Consider the following 16,997-nt stretch of genomic DNA (forward strand, 5'->3'; position numbering starts at 1 on the left):
ATATGGGTACAAGAGAAAACAAACCAGTTGATGTGGTGATTGTTGGAGCGGGGCTTGCAGGGTTATCTGCGGCTCTAAAAGTAAAAGACGAAGGCTTGTCTTATGTCGTGCTGGAAGCGACGGAACGTGCCGGAGGCAAAGTACACACTGAAATTTCTGAAGATGGCAAACGATTCTACGAACAAGGGGCACAGTTTGTTAATAGTGAGATGACTGGAATCGTCTCACTGATAAAGGAATCTGGTATGGAACTGGAACACACCGATATTTCTGAAGAGTCCATTGTCATCAATGAAAAAAACAAACGGGTCATTGAATTGAGAGAGAGTGAAGGAGAGAAGCTGCTAGACAACCTGTCTATTACAAGTGATGCGCCTCTCTCAGAAGTCCTTGATCAGTCGATTGATACAAAGTGGGAAAAGCGGATGCTGAAAAGTTATATTGCGGCAGAGACAACCGTCAACAGTGAACATATCAATGCAAAATCTGCTGGCAAGCTGATCAGTCGCATCACGACACACGAAAATGAACTGAAGTATCAGGCAAACGGTCCCTTAAATAATGTAATTGCCCATCTTGAGAAACAGTTGGATGAAGCCATTCATTACTGTGAACCAGTAGTTTCAGTCATGAGATCTGGTGGGAAGTATGAAGTCAGAACGGAAAACAATAATGTATATACTGCAAAAGCTGTTGTATTAGCCGTTCCTCCAACTGTCGGCACCCGCATTGAACTCGATAATCAGCTGGAAAGCCACTTTGGAAGAGCGCTGGACAGTTACCTTGACGGATCTGTTATTAAATTGACATTTGTTTATGCAGACAATTTCTGGAGTCACCATAAGGTCAACGGGAAAGAAAAGAAAGTATTTGGTGTGATCTATGTTGGCAATGAAGGAGTCAATGTCATGGATTCCTCTAAAGGGGAAGATGAGAACCGTCTGACCATGTTTATCGGCGGAGATAAAGCAAAAGATCTTGTCAATGTTCCGCCTCAGGTAAGAGAAAATTTTGCTTTGGACCGCTTAACAGAAGTGTTTGGTGACACTGCTGAAGAGTATAAAGATGTCGAAGAAAGCATCTGGGTGGATTCTCCTTATTATGGTGGAGGATACGGCGCGATGGTTCACACTGACGGGAATTCAGATGCAGAATTAGTCCTGGGCAAGCCCTTTGAGCAAGTTGTTTTTGCCAGTACAGAACTCGCACCGAAATTTCCGTATTTTATGGAAGGTGCGATAAGATCGGGTAGGCAAAGTTCTGAACGATTGATAAACGATTTGAAGAGATAACTACAGCAAAAACCAGACCCCTGAGTGAGCGCTCAAGAAGGTCTGGTTTTTTTGTATTCAGTTAGATTTCAGGAACGTCTGCAATAATTGTTTCCTCAACTGCTGGTGCACCCTTCTGGAAATGTGTTGCATAAACTTTGTCGATGACAACCGCTATCGCATTATCACCGGATACATTGGCTGCAGTACCGAAGCTGTCTTGAGTGATGTAAAGCGTGATGAGCAGGTTACCTAATGTGCCGGTTGGATCGATCCCAACAAGGTAGACAAATGGCAATGCACTCATGATTGCTCCACCCGGTGCTCCGGGAGCAGCAACCATAGCGACGCCCAATGTGGCGATGAATCCGGCCATCATTCCGATTCCATGGGGCATATCGAACATGAGGAGAACAGCGGTCACACAAGAGGTGATTGTGACGATACTCCCCATCAAATGAATGGTAGCACTCAATGGGATAACAAATTCTCTGATTTCTTTGGAGACACCATTCTTACGGGCACATTCCATATTGACTGGAATTGTTGCAGCAGAAGACTGTGTGCCTAAGGCTGTAAAGTAGCCGGGAATCTGATGTTTCAGCAATACAAACGGGTTTTTCCCGCTGTAGAATCCAGCCATAAGGAACATCATGGTGACCAGGAGCAACTGCAGGGCAATGACAACAAGGAACACTCTCCAGAATACGGACAATAAAGAAAATGCAGTCCCTGTGTAGCTCAGGTTCAGGAAATTACCAAAGATATAGATCGGCAGTCCTGGAATGATAATCGATTTCAGGATCATGGTAATGATGTCACCGAATTCTGAAAAGAAGCCGTACATGACATCACCTTTACCTTCAGATCTGAGCCAGGAAATAAAGACGCCGATTAAGAAAGCGAATATGATAGCAGAGGTTACCCCTAAAAGAGGATCAAGCGGTAAAGTGAATATCGGCTCCAGTGCTGCTGTATCTGACTGGACTGTATCCCTGACAGATGCATCGATAAACAGGGGGAATACAGTGGATGCGATCAGGTAAGCAATAAATCCGGCAACTAGGGTTGAACCATAGGCTAAAATCGCATTCAAGCCAAGCAACTTACCAGCGCCTTGTGTAATGTCGGAAATGCCTTTAATGACGTAACCAATGATCATAAGTGGAATGACAAAAGCTAAAAGACTACTGAACAGGCTCGAAATCGTGATGGGAATGCGAAGAATGAAATCTGGAATGAATGCCATCTGACCGACAGCGACACCCAGAATAATAGCAATAATCAATTTAGGGACTAACCCCAACTTAAATGGTTTCTTTGTTTCCAATACTAACTCCTCCAATATCTTCTATTTATAGTGAGTCATAACTTAGTGCAGAAAATAGGTTACCCCTTTGCGAACCGACTTGATGCAATCCCTTACATTTTGTTTGTTGCTTAACGAACCTTCCTGACACCTCCTATTAAAAAAGCTGTTGCTATCAGTATACAATAGAAGAATATAATTAGTAATATAATTCAAATAGGAGTTAGTGAAAATTTTATCATGTATATAGCTGTTTTATTAAAACGCTTTCATAAAAGAGAGAAAATCTGAGCAGATCGAGGAGAATCACTGGAGGTGACGGCCTCAAACCGCTCGGATTTTCAGCATAGAGATGTAATCGATCACTCGGCTGCTTTAACTTTAATTCCTTTAATATCGGGTGCTGGCTCTTTCAGGAAATACGAAGAGTAGACTTTGTCTATGATCAGCGCTAGGGCGTTGTCACCTGATACATTAGCGGCTGTACCAAAACTGTCCTGAGTGATATAGAGCGTGATTAGCAAGTTCCCCAAAGTACCTGTCGGATCGATTCCTACCATATAGACAAAGGGCAGAGCACTCATAATTGCGCCACCTGGTGCACCGGGTGCAGCGACCATTGCAACACCCAGAGTTGCAATAAAGCCTGACATCATACCAAATCCATGGGGCATGTCAAACATCAGCAGAACAGCAGTGACACAGGAGACGATCGTGACGATACTGCCCATCAAATGGATCGTTGCACTTAAAGGAATAACAAATTCCCTGATTTCTTTAGAGACACCATTATTTTTTGCACATTCCATATTCACTGGAATAGTGGCAGCAGATGATTGTGTACCTAAAGCTGTGAAGTAGCCGGGAATCTGATTTTTCAACAGAAATAGTGGACTTTTACCAGTGTAGAAGCCGGCAATCAGAAACATGATAACAATCAGCAACAGCTGGAGGGAAATAACGACCAGGAATACACGCCAGAATACAGACAATAAAGAGAATGCTGTGCCTGTATAACTCAAGTTCAGGAAATTCCCGAAAATGTATATCGGCAAACCGGGTATAATAATTGTTTTCAGTATCAGGGTGATGATTTCACCGAATTCAGAGAAGAAGCCGTACATCACTTCTCCTTTACCTTCTTCACGAAGCCAGGAGATATAAATGCCGAATAAGAAGGCAAAAATAATAGCAGATGTGACGCCGAATAAGGGCTCAAGCGGTAATGTGAATATAGGCTCCAATGCAGCCGTCTCAGTCGAAACCGTATCTCTGACAGATGCATCGATAAACAATGGAAATACAGCGGAGGCAACCATATAGGCAATAAATCCGCCAATCAAAGTAGATGAATAAGCTAGGACAGCATTTAACCCTAATAGTTTTCCTGCTCCTTGTGTCAGGTCTGAAATTCCTTTAACAACATACCCAACAATCATTAGTGGAATGATGAACGCCAGCAGGCTGCTGAATAAGCTGGAAATGGTTACGGGTATACGCAGTAAAAAATCTGGTATAAACGGTAATTGTCCTATCAGTACTCCGAGTACGATAGCTATGAGCAGCTTTGGTACCAGCCCAATCTTAATGTCACTTAACTTTTTCATAAATACTCTCCCCCGAGAATGGTGGTCCAGTGTGGACACCGTGTTTTTTCCTCCCTATTCAGGTAGGTCAAATCATTATACTACATTAAAAAACAATTAGTAATAAAATAGAAGGAATTCATCTATACTATTGTGAAATACTGCATTTGTTTCGAATGAGCGATGATGTAAGCCGATTCAATACCATTTTCAGTGTTTAAATGAAAGCCGAAAAAAACCATGAAAAGTAAATTAATGCTTTTTCACTTTCTAAAAGTTAGTAAAATGGTATAGTAGAGTTACGATTATGTGGAAGGTGGATGTAAAGTGAGATTAAGTGTATTAGATCAGGCGCCCATAACAAGTGGCAGTACGCCTCAAAGCGCAATTGAAAAAGCCGTAGAATTAGCTGAAGTAGCAGAAGAACTGGGGTATTCTCGCATGTGGATGGCAGAACATCATGGAAGTGATTCGTTTGCCAGCTCTGCTCCTGAAATTATACTAGCGTATTTAGCGGCCAGAACGTGTCGGATTAGACTAGGGACTGGCGGTACCATGATGATGCATTATTCTCCATTGAAAATGGCTGAAGTCTTCAAGACACTTAGCGCACTTGCTCCTGGACGCATCGATTATGGTGTCGGACGGGCACCTGGAGGAGATCAGCGGTCAATATACGCTCTGTCCCAAGGGAATAAACCTAATTTCGATCAACTGTATGATAATCTGGAGGTAGCCTTGGATTTGATAAAAAATACCATTCCAGACAACTCGTTATACAGATACACTATAGCCTCTCCAGAAAACGTCACACTTCCAGAAGCATGGCTTTTGGGATCAAGTGGGGATAGTGCCATACAGGCTGGCAGAATGGGAATGGGGTATTCGTTTGCGCAATTTTTCATGTTAGGGGCTATGCGCAAAGAGCTGTTCGACTTATATAGAAGCAGTTTTGTCCCATCTGAATTTATGGCTGAACCTGATATCAGTGTTGCGTATCTAGTGACTGTTGCTGAAACGACCGAAGAAGCAGAATTCCAGGCGAAGCCTCAGGATATCGCTCGTATCAGATTAAACCAGGGACGTATGGAACCGCTGATGACGCCCGAAGAAGCTGAAGATTACCCACTGAGTGATGACGAAAGGCAGGCTATATAGACTAACCGTGAAATTCATTTAGTGGGAACCGCTAAAGAAGTGGCGGATAAGTTAAGACAGGATCAGGAAGTCTACGGATTTCATGAGGCAATGATCTGCAGTATCGCACATACGCAGGCTCAAAGGCTTAAAACCTATGAATTATTAGCTAAAGAATTACTATAATTATCTGTAAGTTGAAAGGAAGATGTTTAAATGAACGTTTCACTGATTGAACCTTTGAGAGTGCCGAAAGAATTGATTTTTGAATTAGCCCAGCCAATCAAAGAGATGGGGCACGAATTTGTCTACTATGATGAAAAGACAACAGATCCAGAAGAACTCTACGACAGAAGCAAAGAGGCTGACATCGTGATGATCGGCAACAACCCGTATCCGAAAGAGGTCGTTTTGAAACTGGAACGCACGAAGCTGATAAACGTCGCTTTTACAGGTATTGATCATGTTGGGAGAGAAGCTGCCAGAGAAAAAGGCATTAAAATTGCAAATGCGTCGGGTTATTCCGATCAGTCAGTCGCGGAACTAGTGATTGGACTGACACTCGATGTCTACCGCTCGATTTCAAAAGGCAACAGGGATGTCCGTTTAAGTGAATTTCCTGGCATGATTCAGGGCAGAGAGATCAGAGGAAAAACTGTCGGAATCATCGGAACAGGAAACATCGGACTGAAGACAGCAGAGCTGTTCAAATCCTTTGGTACCGAACTGATCGGGTATAACCGGACTGAAAAAGAAGAAGCTAAAGAACTCGGTCTGACCTATCACTCACTGGATGACGTATTGTCTAAAAGTGATATCGTCTCGGTTCATCTGCCATTAAATGAGGAGACTAGAGGCTTTCTGTCAGCTGATAAGTTGAGTAAACTGAAAGACTCGGCTGTTCTGATCAATTGTGCGAGAGGCCCGATCATTGATAATGACGCGCTGGCACGATTGCTGAACGATGGAAAAATCGCCGGTGCAGGTATTGATGTATTTGATATGGAGCCACCAATACCGGCAGACTACCCCCTTCTTGAAGCGAAGAATGCAATCCTTACACCACACGTCGCTTATCTGACGGACGAAGCAATGGTTGCAAGGGCTAAAATAGCCTTCACCAATACAGTTGCTTATCTAAAAGGTCATCCTGAAAATATAATAGAGTAGAAAAATCCCCTCGAGAGAACTCGAGGGGATTAATTGTTGATAACGACCGGAATGCAGACCATTTTATCAGGAAACTGATAAAATGCCCCCTCTTGAATAAAATAAAGAGTGATGCTGGTCGGAAAATGATGTTGAATTAAAGCAGTTAACGACATATTATCGAAAACTCCTGCAGATTAACTGGTAATCTGCAGGAGTTGACTTTAAATAGGCCTTTGCTTCTTTAGAAAAAATGTAAACGTAAGAAGTTAACAGTCTACACTGAGAAACTCCTGACGTTTACCTGATATCATCCTTAAAGTGTGACTATACGTTTACTTTTGCAATTTTTTTAAGTTCTGCTTTTAAATACTTAGCTAATTCAAGCATCGCAAACTGGCCTGCTTCTTTTTCGGCGTCCTCGTTATAGTTGGTGTTCGTATTAACGTCATAGGTGTAGACCTCGCCTTTTTCGTCAATGATGAACTCCAGTGCAGCAACATCAATGTTCTGATGTTTCATGAATGTCAGATAGCGACTGATCTGGTCTTCAGGAAGCCGGTCGATGATCTTGAATTTGCTTTCTTCAGTTATCATCTCACCGTCCGGACCGATTTGGCAGGCGTCAGCCGGGCAGAGTTCAAATCCTTCACTGGAATCGACTTTGACCGCGTAAAAGTACTCGCCACCGATAAATTCAGAACGCACGATATGGCCATCTTCAGATTTAATGTACTGCTGGATTAGACTGAGCCCGTCGATCGAGTCTTCGAATTCCGGTCCGTTCACATAGTCTTTCAGTTCATCGAGTGTGTAAAGAAGACGAACGCCTAATCCTTTACCGGCACGGTTGTGCTTGATGATAAAGGGAAACTCATTCAGTTTCTCGGCAGCTTTGATGATGTTTTCTGCACCGACAGCTCCGATCGTTTTAGGGGTCTTGATCCCGTCAGCCTGGAGAGCCAGGTACTGTTTCAGTTTACTGACTTCCAATTCGATCGCTCCTGTCCCGTTGATGACGCGGGCACCTTTCTGTTCAAGCCATGTTAGAACCTGATCAGTCAGCTCCGGTGCATAGCGGTGACCTCTGGTATGAGAAGAGGCACTCATTCGGTTATAGTAGATACCGTCTTCAGGCAAGTCTTGAATATCCAGAATCCCGTCCGATAAATCCCATTCCTCATATGGGACGTCTAACTCTTCTAGCCGTTTGATTAAATGTTTCGTCCAGTCCATATTTTCATGTAAAATAATGACTTTACTCATATAAAAGCTCCTTTAGTCTAGTTTAAACTCACTATCCATTATCTTTAAAATACTTACTTTTTGCAAGTGGTTAATGCCCGTTAAAGTAAATTAGTCATTTGTGGTATTTATTTTACTAGGTTTGAAAGGCCTGATAAGATAGGTTCAATAGAAGTAAGAGGGCATTTGAATGAGTAAAAAAGTATTTATGGTCATAGGAATCAGTTACTCAGGTATCACGTTTATATTTCACACGCTACTAAACACAGCTTTTGGGGAATTCCTTATGCAAGTAAGTTATGTTGGATTGCTGGTGGGGATTGTGGGATTTAGCTATCATTACATATCAGCAGCGGTAAAGCAGGAAAGGTACAACCGTAAAAGAGAGACAAAAGAGGAAGATTGAGCCGGGTCTGACTGTGTTAACAGCATATAGAAACTAGAATAAGGGAATGGGTGAGTTTGTAAGCCTTTACACTTGTATTTAAAAAACAGACCTGTTAGGTTTAAGTAAGAAGCAAAATACTGTAAAGGAGCTGTCGATATGGGTCGTTTAGACGGAAAAGTGGCAATCATTACAGGTGGCGCAGGCGGAATGGGAACCAAACATGGTGAGTTTTTTATTAGGGAAGGGGCTAAGGTGGTCGTAGCAGACCTTGAATCTTCCAATGGGCAGAAAGTCGCAGATGATTTGGGTGAGAATGCGCTATTTGTGGCGTTCGATGTGACGGATGAATCCAGCTGGGAAAGCCTAGTCAATAAGTCAGAAGAAGCATTCGGTCCTGTCAGCATTTTAGTCAATAACGCAGGAATCGTTAAACAAAACAGTATTGCAGAAACGTCTCTTGAAGAATACAGACAAACAATTGCCATCAATCAGGATGGCGTATTTCTTGGAATGAAATATGTCCTCCCATCAATGAAGAAAGCAGAAAACGGATCGATCGTCAATATTTCGTCTGTTGCAGGAATGGTCGGTGGGACAGCCAACCTTGCCTATACGGCCTCTAAATTCGCTGTCAGAGGGATGACTAAAGCGGCAGCAGCAGAATTTGCTGAATTTGGTATTCGAGTGAATTCAGTTCATCCCGGAGTCATTCGCACACCAATGACCGAGCAGGAAGGCATTAAAGAAATGGTGCAGGAAATGGCAAAAGATATTCCATTGAAACGAATCGCAGAACCCGAAGAAATCACCAATCTGGTTCTCTATCTGGCTTCAGATGAATCCAGTTATTCGACAGGAACAGAATTTGTCGCAGATGGTGGACTGATACAGGTCATGTAAGGGCATAAAAAAAATCGCCTGTTAATTCAGGCGATTTTTTTGTGCAGTATACCATTTTGATGCAGCTTGTACTTCTGTCGAGGAAAGCTGGTGACCGTGATTCTCCCAGTGAAGGGTGACGTCAGATCCAGCTCCTTTTAAAAGAGTTTCAAGTTCTGTTGATTCTTCAGGAGGACAGATCGGATCATTTGTTCCAGCCCCAATAAATACTGGTGTGTCTTTCAAGTCAGGTAAATTCAGTCCTCTCAATGGGACCATTGGGTGATGAAGAATAGCACCAGCCAATGCGTCTTTAAAATGAAACAGCAGACTACCTGCTATATTTGCGCCATTAGAATACCCGACTGCCACAACTTTATCGCGGTTGAAGCCATATTCCTTTGCAGCTTCGTCAATGTAATCATTTAGTTCTTTCGTTCTGAATTTCAGATCTTCTTCATCAAATACACCAGCAGCTAAACGCTTGAAATACCGAGCCATACCGTTTTCATTGATATTGCCCAGCACACTTAAGACGTTTGCCTCGGGATCTATTACATCAGCTAGGGGAAGGAGATCTCGCTCAGTTCCGCCTGTTCCATGAAGCAGCAGCAAGGTTGTATTGTTTAAATCAGATCCTTCTTTAAATAGATGGTTCATAGTATAGCTCTCCTTTGGTTAGTCAGTTTGGTAGTACGATCGGGTGCAGGACACGTTCAAGACTGTCTCTGTGCTGTTCATACTGTTCCGGTAATTTTAATGCGGTTCCCATTTGATCAAATGATTCATCGACTGTAAAGCCTGGGGTATCCGAAGCGATTTCGAATAGTATTTTCCCCTTTTCTCGGAAATAAAGAGCTTTAAAGTATTGTCTGTCTTTGATTTCAGTTACGTTATATCCATGTTTTGCCACATGAGCTTGCCAGTCAGCATGGTCCTTTTCATCTTCAGCACGCCAGGCAATGTGATGCACTGTACCAACACCCATTTCGCCCGGCTGAGCCGTTTCAAGAGGGATATCGATCAGATTGCCCAGGGCGCCTTCTCCGTGCAGTCTAACGACGCCATTTTCTTCCTTCCACTTAGCTAGACCCATCGTCTCCGTCAGTGTTCTAATTGTCGCCTCTGGATCGTGAGAGTATAATACTGCTCCGCCGAATCCTTTGACAGCGACTGTTTCAGAGATGTCATTTGACCAGGAATTGAGTGGGCCTGCTTCACGTTCAACCAGCTCAAGTTTCAGTCCGTGTACATCCTCGAATTGAAGAACCTCTTCATCGAAGCGCATAGTTTTAACGAAATCGACCGCTTTATCGGTGAGGCGTTTTTCCCAGAAGCTCATACTTTCTGGTGGAATGGCATACGTCGTCACACCGACTTGGCCACTTCCAATCTGTCCTTTTTTTGCGTTTGCCCAGGGGAAAAAGGTGATAATCGTTCCCGGCAGTGCATCCTTATTACCAAAGTATAAGTGGTAGGTTTGCGGATCGTCAAAATTGACTGTTTTTTTTACCAGACGCAAGCCCAGTACGCCAGCGTAGAAATCAATGTTCTCCTGTGGATGGCCGACAATAGATGTGATGTGATGAATACCCAACGTTTTTTTCATAAACATTCTTCTCCCTTTTTGCTGCAATTACCCGATATTAATACGAATTCGAGATATGATACAAATAGTATACCTTTTATACATAGGGAGTGTCAATATTAGAACAGGCGCTTCTGTTTTTGAGAACAGGTCAGGAAAGCAGTCAGGGCTAAAGAAACAAATGGGAAGTATCGTTACTAAATGAAAAAAAATTAGTCAAAAGTAAATTTGGACAAGTAAAACTGAATTGTTTCAAAATATAGGCGTTTGGCTTTATACTGGAAGAACGATAAAATAAAACGTTAAGAGGGAGATCAGGATGAAAGCATGGACCATCAGAAAACCTGGGGGCAGAGAAGAGCTTCAAATGAAAGAAAAAGAGATGCCCGCAGTTCGAGAAGGTGAGATCCGCATCAAAGTAAAAGCAGCGGGTATTAACCGCACAGATACCTTGACCAGGCAGAATACAAACCTTAAAGCACCTTACCCTATTTTAGGCGTTGAAGTCAGCGGAATTGTAGTGGATAATCACTCTAATAGCCCTCACCTGTCTGAAGGTACTCGTGTGGCTGGACTGGTCAATCACGGGGGCTACGCTGAATTCGTTTCGATGCCGGCAGACCGGGCGATAGTCATACCCGACAACCTGTCCTTTGAAGAAGCTGCGGCGATACCAGAAGTGTTCCTGACAGCTTACCAGACCCTTTACTGGCTGGGTGAATTGAAGGATAAAGAGACTGTCCTGATTCATGCAGCGGGAAGCGGTGTCGGAACTGCTGCCATCCAGCTGGCTCGTCAGCTCAGTAATGCAACGGTCATTGCGACAGCAGGACAGTCCGAAAAACTGGATAGGGCAAAATCACTCGGTGCTTCTGCAGTTGTCAATTATAAGAAAGACTCCTTTGACCAAGTTGTGCAGGATCAGACAGAAGGAAGAGGCGTTGATGTGATTCTGGATTTTGTCGGAGCCTCCTACTGGGATATGAATCTGGCAAGTTGTGCACTGGATGCTAGATGGGTATTGATCGGTACGTTAGGAGGAGCTAAGATAGACTCCTTATCGATTGGTCAACTGATGATGAAACGACTGTCGTTGAAAGGGACGGTACTGACCCCTAGAAGTGATGACTATAAAGCCAGATTGACCCATGAGTTTTCAAAAAGGGCGCTGCCTCTTTTCAATGAAGGAAAACTTAAGCCGGTCATTCACTCAGTGATTCCATTTAAAAATCTGCCGGAAGCGCATAGGCAAATGGAGGAAAATGAAAATATAGGAAAAATCATTTTGTCCATCGAAGAAGAGTCTGTTTAATATAACAGAGAGGGGTCACATCTTAAGAAAAGCTGTACCTAAAAACACATACAGAACTGTCTCAGTTGACGGTCCTGCATGTGTTTTAGTCTTTAGTAGTACAACTTGGAGTCTGTGATTTGCCTGTTCAGTTCTGCTTTGCGTCTGTTCAATTTTTTTTGAATGGCTTTCACTTCATCATACAGGTCTTCCAGCATGTTCATATTACGGTTGATGGTATCTTTTGTATCCCAATCCGAGAAAATGTTGTCGAAGAAGACATCAAAAAATCGGCGCATATTACCAAGCTGCTCGTAATCTAAAACAGCTTCAAGATCAACGTCCTTCAATTCTTTGCGGTAGCGGTCGATCAATGCTTCCAGAAAGGCCAGTTCTTGCTCAGCTTTATCGATGTGATTATACTTAACGAAATCGATCAGCATACTGTCAGTAAACAAGTCCCAGGTAGCCATTGAATCGGCAGAGTCCAGCTTTTCCAGAGCGGCATCAATTGCACGCAGGACACTTTTACCGGCTTCCAGCGCTTCATCGATTTCCCGAATTTCTTCTATCCATTTAAAACGTCTCTGTTTTTCTACGGATATCTTGTCATGGAAGGCTGGATCAGTCTCAACCAGGTGACGTTTAAGTTCAATAAGCTCTTCCTTTATGCGATTGATTTCTTCTGTAAGCTGACTAAACTCTTCGCGTGATTCCAGAAATAATGCAGCTGTCCGATCAAGGTAGACTTTGGCGTCGACGCGTTCCCGTTTCTCTTTGTCCAGTTTCCGGTCGTAAGTACCGACCAGGTTGTAAAGAAAAGACGAGAGGGACTGTTTTTCCAGTTTCTCCACATCAGCATTCTCTTTTTCGAAAAAATGCTGAGCCTGATGATAATCAGCTTCATTGGACATCAGGCGTTCTTTGGCACTGTGCTGTTTTCTGATCAGCTGATCGCATTTCAGCTGAAGTTGGTCATATGTATGGGTCATTTGGTTAACCTCCTCTATAAGAATAAGTGTAGCATAAGTGACCGTTTATTGAATGGGTCTAGAGACGGAATCAGTTGTATTTAAAAAAAATCAGCCGAGAGTGATCCCGACTGATACTGTACCTGATTTAGTTAAACGTTGGATAAATGAGCCTTCCCGGAGACTTTCTGTTTTTTCTGCTTAGTGACAGCTGTTTTTTCTGTCATAGTAAAGCCGGTAGCAGCATATATCAGTGTAATGATGGGCGTAATAAATGCCAGGAACGTATACGGCAGATATGCACTGACGGGTATGCCGAGCGTACTCGTTGCAAACATTCCGGCACCGACCCATGGGAAGAGTGTCCCCGATAGTGTAGATGTGGCTTCGATCGTTCTGGACAGATTTTCAGGTTTGAGATTCATTCGGTCATACAGTGGCTTCATGATCGTACCCGTCATGACAGCAGAGAAATAAATAGCACCACCAATAGCTAGCGTAAAGTAACCAAAAATAATCGTGACCAGTGTCAGCTGAAAGTTAGTTTGTATTTTATGTGCAAATGAATTGATGATCGCTTCAAGCACACCGGATTCTGCAAGCATTCCACCAAGTCCTAATGCAAAAAGGAAAAGAACGATCAGCGGAAGCATACTCGTTAATCCACCACGCTGGAGTAATTCATTGACTGTCTGATTGCCTGAGTCAGCTGTATAGCCTTCATACATGATGTTGAACACAGCCGAAACGCTATATCCCTGATAAATGACTGCCAAAAGACCACCATACATTGCTGCTGAAAAGATCGAAACGACAGCTGGTTTTCTTAATAGCATGAGTCCGATCAGCAATAGAATTGGAGTCAGCGTGATAAAATTGATAGTGAAATTGCCAGACAGTTGAGCCAGCAGTGTATTGACGTGAGCTGAATCAATGTTGTCTACGCTATACTGCAGTCCGATCACAGTGAACAGAATAGCGGTAATAATGAAAGAGGGAACGGCTGTATACATCATATGTTTGATGTGGCCGAACAACGTTGCACCTGTGACAGTTGGTGTCAAGTTCGTCGTATCTGACAGAGGAGACATTTTATCTCCAAAGTAAGCTCCACTGAGAATAGCACCGGCTGTTATGCCTGACGGGATACCAATCGTTTCACCGACACCCATCATGGCTACTCCGGCAGTCCCGATCGCCCCCCAGGATGTTCCGGTCGTTGTAGCGACTATTGAAGTGAACAGTAAGGTCGTTAATAAAAAGAAACGGGGGGATATCAGATTGATCCCGTAATAAACAAGGGCAGGGACAGTACCTGAAGCGATCCAGGTCCCAATCAGTATACCGACATTGATCAATATCAGAACAGATTCAAGTGACTGTCCCATTGATTTAAACATAACGTCCTGTATCTTAGTGTAGCTGTAACCCAATTTCATCATGAAGGGGATAAGAATAAACATCCCTATAAACATCAAGATCTGAATAGGGGCATCAAATAAAAGGATCCCTACTGATATGATGGATACAATACTAAGTAAAATAGTTAAAGCGAATAAAAAACTCGGTTTTCTAGTGTCTTCGTTTGTCAAAATAAAACTCCTTCGTTTTTTTAGTTTTAACCTACAACTATAATCATTACATAAATGAGAAGCTATTCCAAGGGTTTAGGGGAACAGAATGTGTCTTAGGGTTAAGTAAACGTATCCAACCGGGGCTTTTCTGACTAAATCGTGTTTGCCTACTGATCAATCAAGAAAAAAGAGGATTGAATAACACATCAAGGGTTTGTATGTGAAGTTCTTTCACTAGCTGAAAAGCTTTACTCTTTTTACGATTTCACTTTTACCGCCAAGGAGTATTGAAACGCGTTACAGTGAAAGAAGAAGCCAATAAGGACTATAAGACAGAAAAAAGCGGAGTAGGTCTGTACTGTTGTACCATCCTACTCCGCTTTTTCTAGTTCAACGATCAGCTTAATTGTTTATACCAACCTCTAAACAGCTAGTTGTAATAGTTACTTTACTCGTTTGCCGGAAGATCTTCGATCGAGTCGATGTCCATATATTCCGGTACAACGATTCCGATAACAGTTCCTTCCATGTTCGGTCCCATATCGACAATATTCTCACCATATTCTTCGAAGAACGCGCCTTGAGTCGTTGGGAGCCATGGAGCCACAGTTGCGTCTACTTCGCCCTGAGCTAATGCCTGAAAGAGGATAGATGGATTGACATTAGTCAGTGTGACGTCAAACCCGTGTTCTTCCAAGACCTGAAGCATGACTTGAGCTGAGGCGCGTTCGGAATCCCATGGGAAAGACCCGATTTCGATGGACTGACCATCTACCTCAGCCACACCTTCTGTCCAGCTGTCGACAGTATCGCGATTGTCTTCGATCCAGTTGGATGCTGCTTCTTCAAACTCTATATCCTGTGCTTCCAGCATGATTCCCTGCATATCCTCTACTTCCCAGGAAAAATTATCTAATATAGCGTAGGCTTCTGGCAGGTCTTCTTCAAAACCGATACGGGACATAGTGTGTACATACTCACTGTCTCCGTAAACACCTTCCGGATCTTCCAGGAATTTCAGATCGTACATTTCAAATTTGAAGTGAGGTGTCCATCCAGTTACGACAATTGGTTCTTCGTTGCTGATTGCTGATTCGATCTGTCCCATCATGCCGGCGGTAGAACTTGTTTCCAGCTCCCAGCCTTGCAGATTCTCATATTCTTCAAGAGCACGTTCAGATGTCTCAGTAATGCCCGCACCAGGTTCGATGCCTGTGATAGTAAAGTTTAACTGTTCTCCCAAATCAGCTTCGTCGCCATTCTGAGCAGTGTCATCTCCACATGCGGCCATCAACAGGGATACTGATGCTAATGATACAAGTTTTAAAGGTGTTGCTTTCTTCATAAATAGATCTCCTCCATAGGTAAAATAATAGTTCATGAAAATTTCATGATTTTTAGCGTCATATATAACCGTATCATACATTTTTCTTTACTGCAAAAGCCGATCAGCAGCTGAAAGGTACTTCAGCTGCTCTTGATGAACAGTTAGTTGTTGAAAAATGTGTACTGACGAAAAAAACAGTATAATTGATTTAACAGTAAATAAAACGGTACCATTAAAACTACTGATAAACTATCTGAGAAGTGAAAAATTATATGGAAAAGCGTGTATTAGGAAAAACTGGACTAGCTGTTTCTGAAATCGGATTTGGAGCATGGCAGTTAGGGAATGATAAAGACTGGGGGAGATGTCAGATAAAGAGGCAGTTGACTTGGTGAATGAGGCTATGGATAAAGGCTGTAACCTGTTTGATACAGCTCCCAATTACGGTCTGGGGAAAAGTGAAACGCTTCTCGGCAGAGCGCTGAAAGGCAAAAGAGATTAGGTCGTCATCAGTAGTAAATGCGGCCACAGCGCAGATGATGTTCAAAGTTTTGAACCAGAGAAGCTTATCAAGTCAGTTGAGGGTAGTCTAAAGCGTCTCAATACAGATTACCTGGATAGTCTGATTCTGCATAATCCTCCTTTTGACTGTCTAAATGACCAGTCTCCTCAGCTGGAAATGTTGAGAAAATTAAAGCAGCAGGGAAAAATCAGAGCTTATGGCGCTTCTTTCGATACAGGTCGTGAGGTGCAACAGATAGTGAATCATACTGACAGTGATGTCATCGAAGTGATGTTCAATGTCTTGTATCAGGAGCCACTTGAAGCCATGCGGAAAGCCCATGACATGGGGATTGGACTTATTGTCAAAGTCCCGTTGGATTCGGGGTGGCTGACAGGGAAATACGATGAGAACAGCACATTCTCAGGCGTCAGAAAAAGATGGTCCAGAGATGATATCCGGCAGCGATATTACCTGGTCAATAAAGTACAGGAACTGATTGGTCCTGATGCTTCGATGGTCAAGGCTTCGCTTCAGTATATTTTATCTTTTTCGGAAGTGTCGACCATCATTCCGGGAGCACGCAATAGTCATCAGTTAAACCAGAATCTTTCAGCCTCAAATGAGAAACTTTCAGACGATATCAGACACGCTTTGAGGGTTATGTGGATAGAAGAGATTCAAGGAAAACATTTTCCTTGGTGAATGAAATCTCTCGAAAGCACTATTTAAGTAATCAGTTCGTAACTGCCAGTTGAAAAAAAACGTCCTCAGTCGAGT

Annotated in this window: 17 protein-coding genes and 1 pseudogene; 9 read left to right on the top strand and 9 right to left on the bottom strand. The window is 42.9% G+C overall.

The features are described 5' to 3' along the window. Positions 1–2 precede the first annotated feature (2 nt). Complete coding sequence (locus tag CLV38_RS02150) at positions 3–1,292, top strand: flavin monoamine oxidase family protein (protein WP_106190917.1); 1,290 nt, start codon at positions 3–5, stop codon at positions 1,290–1,292. Positions 1,293–1,353: 61 nt separating this feature from the next. Here CLV38_RS02150 and CLV38_RS02155 read toward each other — a convergent pair whose 3' ends face one another. Next, a complete protein-coding gene (locus CLV38_RS02155) occupies positions 1,354–2,601 on the bottom strand; it encodes a dicarboxylate/amino acid:cation symporter (RefSeq protein WP_106190919.1) in 1,248 nt (415 codons plus the stop codon). A 341-nt stretch (positions 2,602–2,942) separates the two neighbouring features. Continuing rightward, entirely contained in the window at positions 2,943–4,187 is a 1,245-nt protein-coding gene (locus CLV38_RS02160; RefSeq protein WP_106190921.1) for a dicarboxylate/amino acid:cation symporter, read from the bottom strand. 306 nt (positions 4,188–4,493) lie between these two features. Here CLV38_RS02160 and CLV38_RS02165 point away from each other — a divergent pair, with 306 nt between their 5' ends. Genes CLV38_RS02165 through CLV38_RS02170 form a run of 3 tightly spaced genes read left to right on the top strand, consistent with a single transcriptional unit; the run spans position 4,494 to position 6,473 of the window. Beyond that, complete coding sequence (locus tag CLV38_RS02165) at positions 4,494–5,324, top strand: MsnO8 family LLM class oxidoreductase (protein WP_245920516.1); 831 nt, start codon at positions 4,494–4,496, stop codon at positions 5,322–5,324. A 21-nt stretch (positions 5,325–5,345) separates the two neighbouring features. Then, a complete protein-coding gene (locus CLV38_RS13920; protein WP_245920517.1) occupies positions 5,346–5,489 on the top strand; it encodes a hypothetical protein in 144 nt (47 codons plus the stop codon). A 30-nt stretch (positions 5,490–5,519) separates the two neighbouring features. Next, entirely contained in the window at positions 5,520–6,473 is a 954-nt protein-coding gene (locus CLV38_RS02170) for a 2-hydroxyacid dehydrogenase (RefSeq protein WP_106190924.1), read from the top strand. Between the two features lie 29 nt (positions 6,474–6,502). Here the strand turns inward: CLV38_RS02170 and CLV38_RS14015 are convergent, their stop codons facing one another. Together CLV38_RS14015 and CLV38_RS02175 are read right to left on the bottom strand one after the other, a co-directional pair. After that, positions 6,503–6,628, bottom strand: coding sequence for a hypothetical protein (locus CLV38_RS14015; RefSeq protein ID WP_281260031.1), 126 nt, complete (start codon positions 6,626–6,628; stop codon positions 6,503–6,505). Between the two features lie 151 nt (positions 6,629–6,779). Further along, on the bottom strand, positions 6,780–7,718 hold the full coding sequence (locus tag CLV38_RS02175) for an ATP-grasp domain-containing protein (RefSeq protein ID WP_106190926.1): 939 nt from the start codon (positions 7,716–7,718) through the stop codon (positions 6,780–6,782). 169 nt (positions 7,719–7,887) lie between these two features. Between CLV38_RS02175 and CLV38_RS02180 the strand changes: the two genes are divergently transcribed. Together CLV38_RS02180 and CLV38_RS02185 are read left to right on the top strand one after the other, a co-directional pair. Further along, positions 7,888–8,103: a hypothetical protein gene (locus CLV38_RS02180; RefSeq protein ID WP_106190929.1), complete on the top strand. Its 216-nt coding sequence runs from the start codon at positions 7,888–7,890 to the stop codon at positions 8,101–8,103. A gap of 138 nt (positions 8,104–8,241) precedes the next feature. Further along, entirely contained in the window at positions 8,242–8,985 is a 744-nt protein-coding gene (locus tag CLV38_RS02185; protein ID WP_106190932.1) for a glucose 1-dehydrogenase, read from the top strand. Between the two features lie 21 nt (positions 8,986–9,006). Here CLV38_RS02185 and CLV38_RS02190 read toward each other — a convergent pair whose 3' ends face one another. Next, positions 9,007–9,624 carry an alpha/beta hydrolase gene (locus CLV38_RS02190; protein WP_106190935.1) on the bottom strand — a complete coding sequence of 206 codons (618 nt, stop codon included), beginning with the start codon at positions 9,622–9,624 and terminating at the stop codon, positions 9,007–9,009. Positions 9,625–9,646: 22 nt separating this feature from the next. Further along, the gene (locus CLV38_RS02195) at positions 9,647–10,573 is read right to left on the bottom strand and encodes a ring-cleaving dioxygenase (protein WP_106190938.1); all 927 of its coding nucleotides are present in this window, start codon (positions 10,571–10,573) and stop codon (positions 9,647–9,649) included. 298 nt (positions 10,574–10,871) lie between these two features. On the opposite strand from CLV38_RS02195, the gene CLV38_RS02200 reads away from it, so the two are divergent. After that, positions 10,872–11,864: an NAD(P)H-quinone oxidoreductase gene (locus CLV38_RS02200; protein ID WP_106190941.1), complete on the top strand. Its 993-nt coding sequence runs from the start codon at positions 10,872–10,874 to the stop codon at positions 11,862–11,864. Between the two features lie 92 nt (positions 11,865–11,956). Here CLV38_RS02200 and CLV38_RS02205 read toward each other — a convergent pair whose 3' ends face one another. The 3 genes from CLV38_RS02205 to CLV38_RS02215 form a co-directional block, all read right to left on the bottom strand. Next, positions 11,957–12,835, bottom strand: a complete 879-nt coding sequence (locus CLV38_RS02205) for a hypothetical protein (RefSeq protein WP_106190943.1) — start codon at positions 12,833–12,835, stop codon at positions 11,957–11,959. A gap of 131 nt (positions 12,836–12,966) precedes the next feature. Next, positions 12,967–14,406 (bottom strand): Na+/H+ antiporter NhaC, encoded by a 1,440-nt coding sequence (gene nhaC / locus CLV38_RS02210; RefSeq protein WP_106190946.1) that lies wholly within the window; start codon positions 14,404–14,406, stop codon positions 12,967–12,969. Between the two features lie 430 nt (positions 14,407–14,836). After that, entirely contained in the window at positions 14,837–15,733 is an 897-nt protein-coding gene (locus CLV38_RS02215; protein WP_106190948.1) for a glycine betaine ABC transporter substrate-binding protein, read from the bottom strand. A 254-nt stretch (positions 15,734–15,987) separates the two neighbouring features. Here CLV38_RS02215 and CLV38_RS14020 point away from each other — a divergent pair, with 254 nt between their 5' ends. Both CLV38_RS14020 and CLV38_RS02220 read left to right on the top strand, forming a co-directional pair. Further along, the gene (locus CLV38_RS14020) at positions 15,988–16,110 is read left to right on the top strand and encodes a hypothetical protein (RefSeq protein ID WP_281260032.1); all 123 of its coding nucleotides are present in this window, start codon (positions 15,988–15,990) and stop codon (positions 16,108–16,110) included. Between the two features lie 8 nt (positions 16,111–16,118). Beyond that, a pseudogene (locus tag CLV38_RS02220) lies at positions 16,119–16,922 on the top strand (aldo/keto reductase). Positions 16,923–16,997 lie beyond the last annotated feature (75 nt).

The sequence above is a fragment of the Alkalibacterium olivapovliticus genome, from assembly GCF_003003275.1.
In the GTDB taxonomy this organism is placed as follows: Bacteria; Bacillota; Bacilli; order Lactobacillales; family Carnobacteriaceae_A; genus Alkalibacterium; species Alkalibacterium olivapovliticum.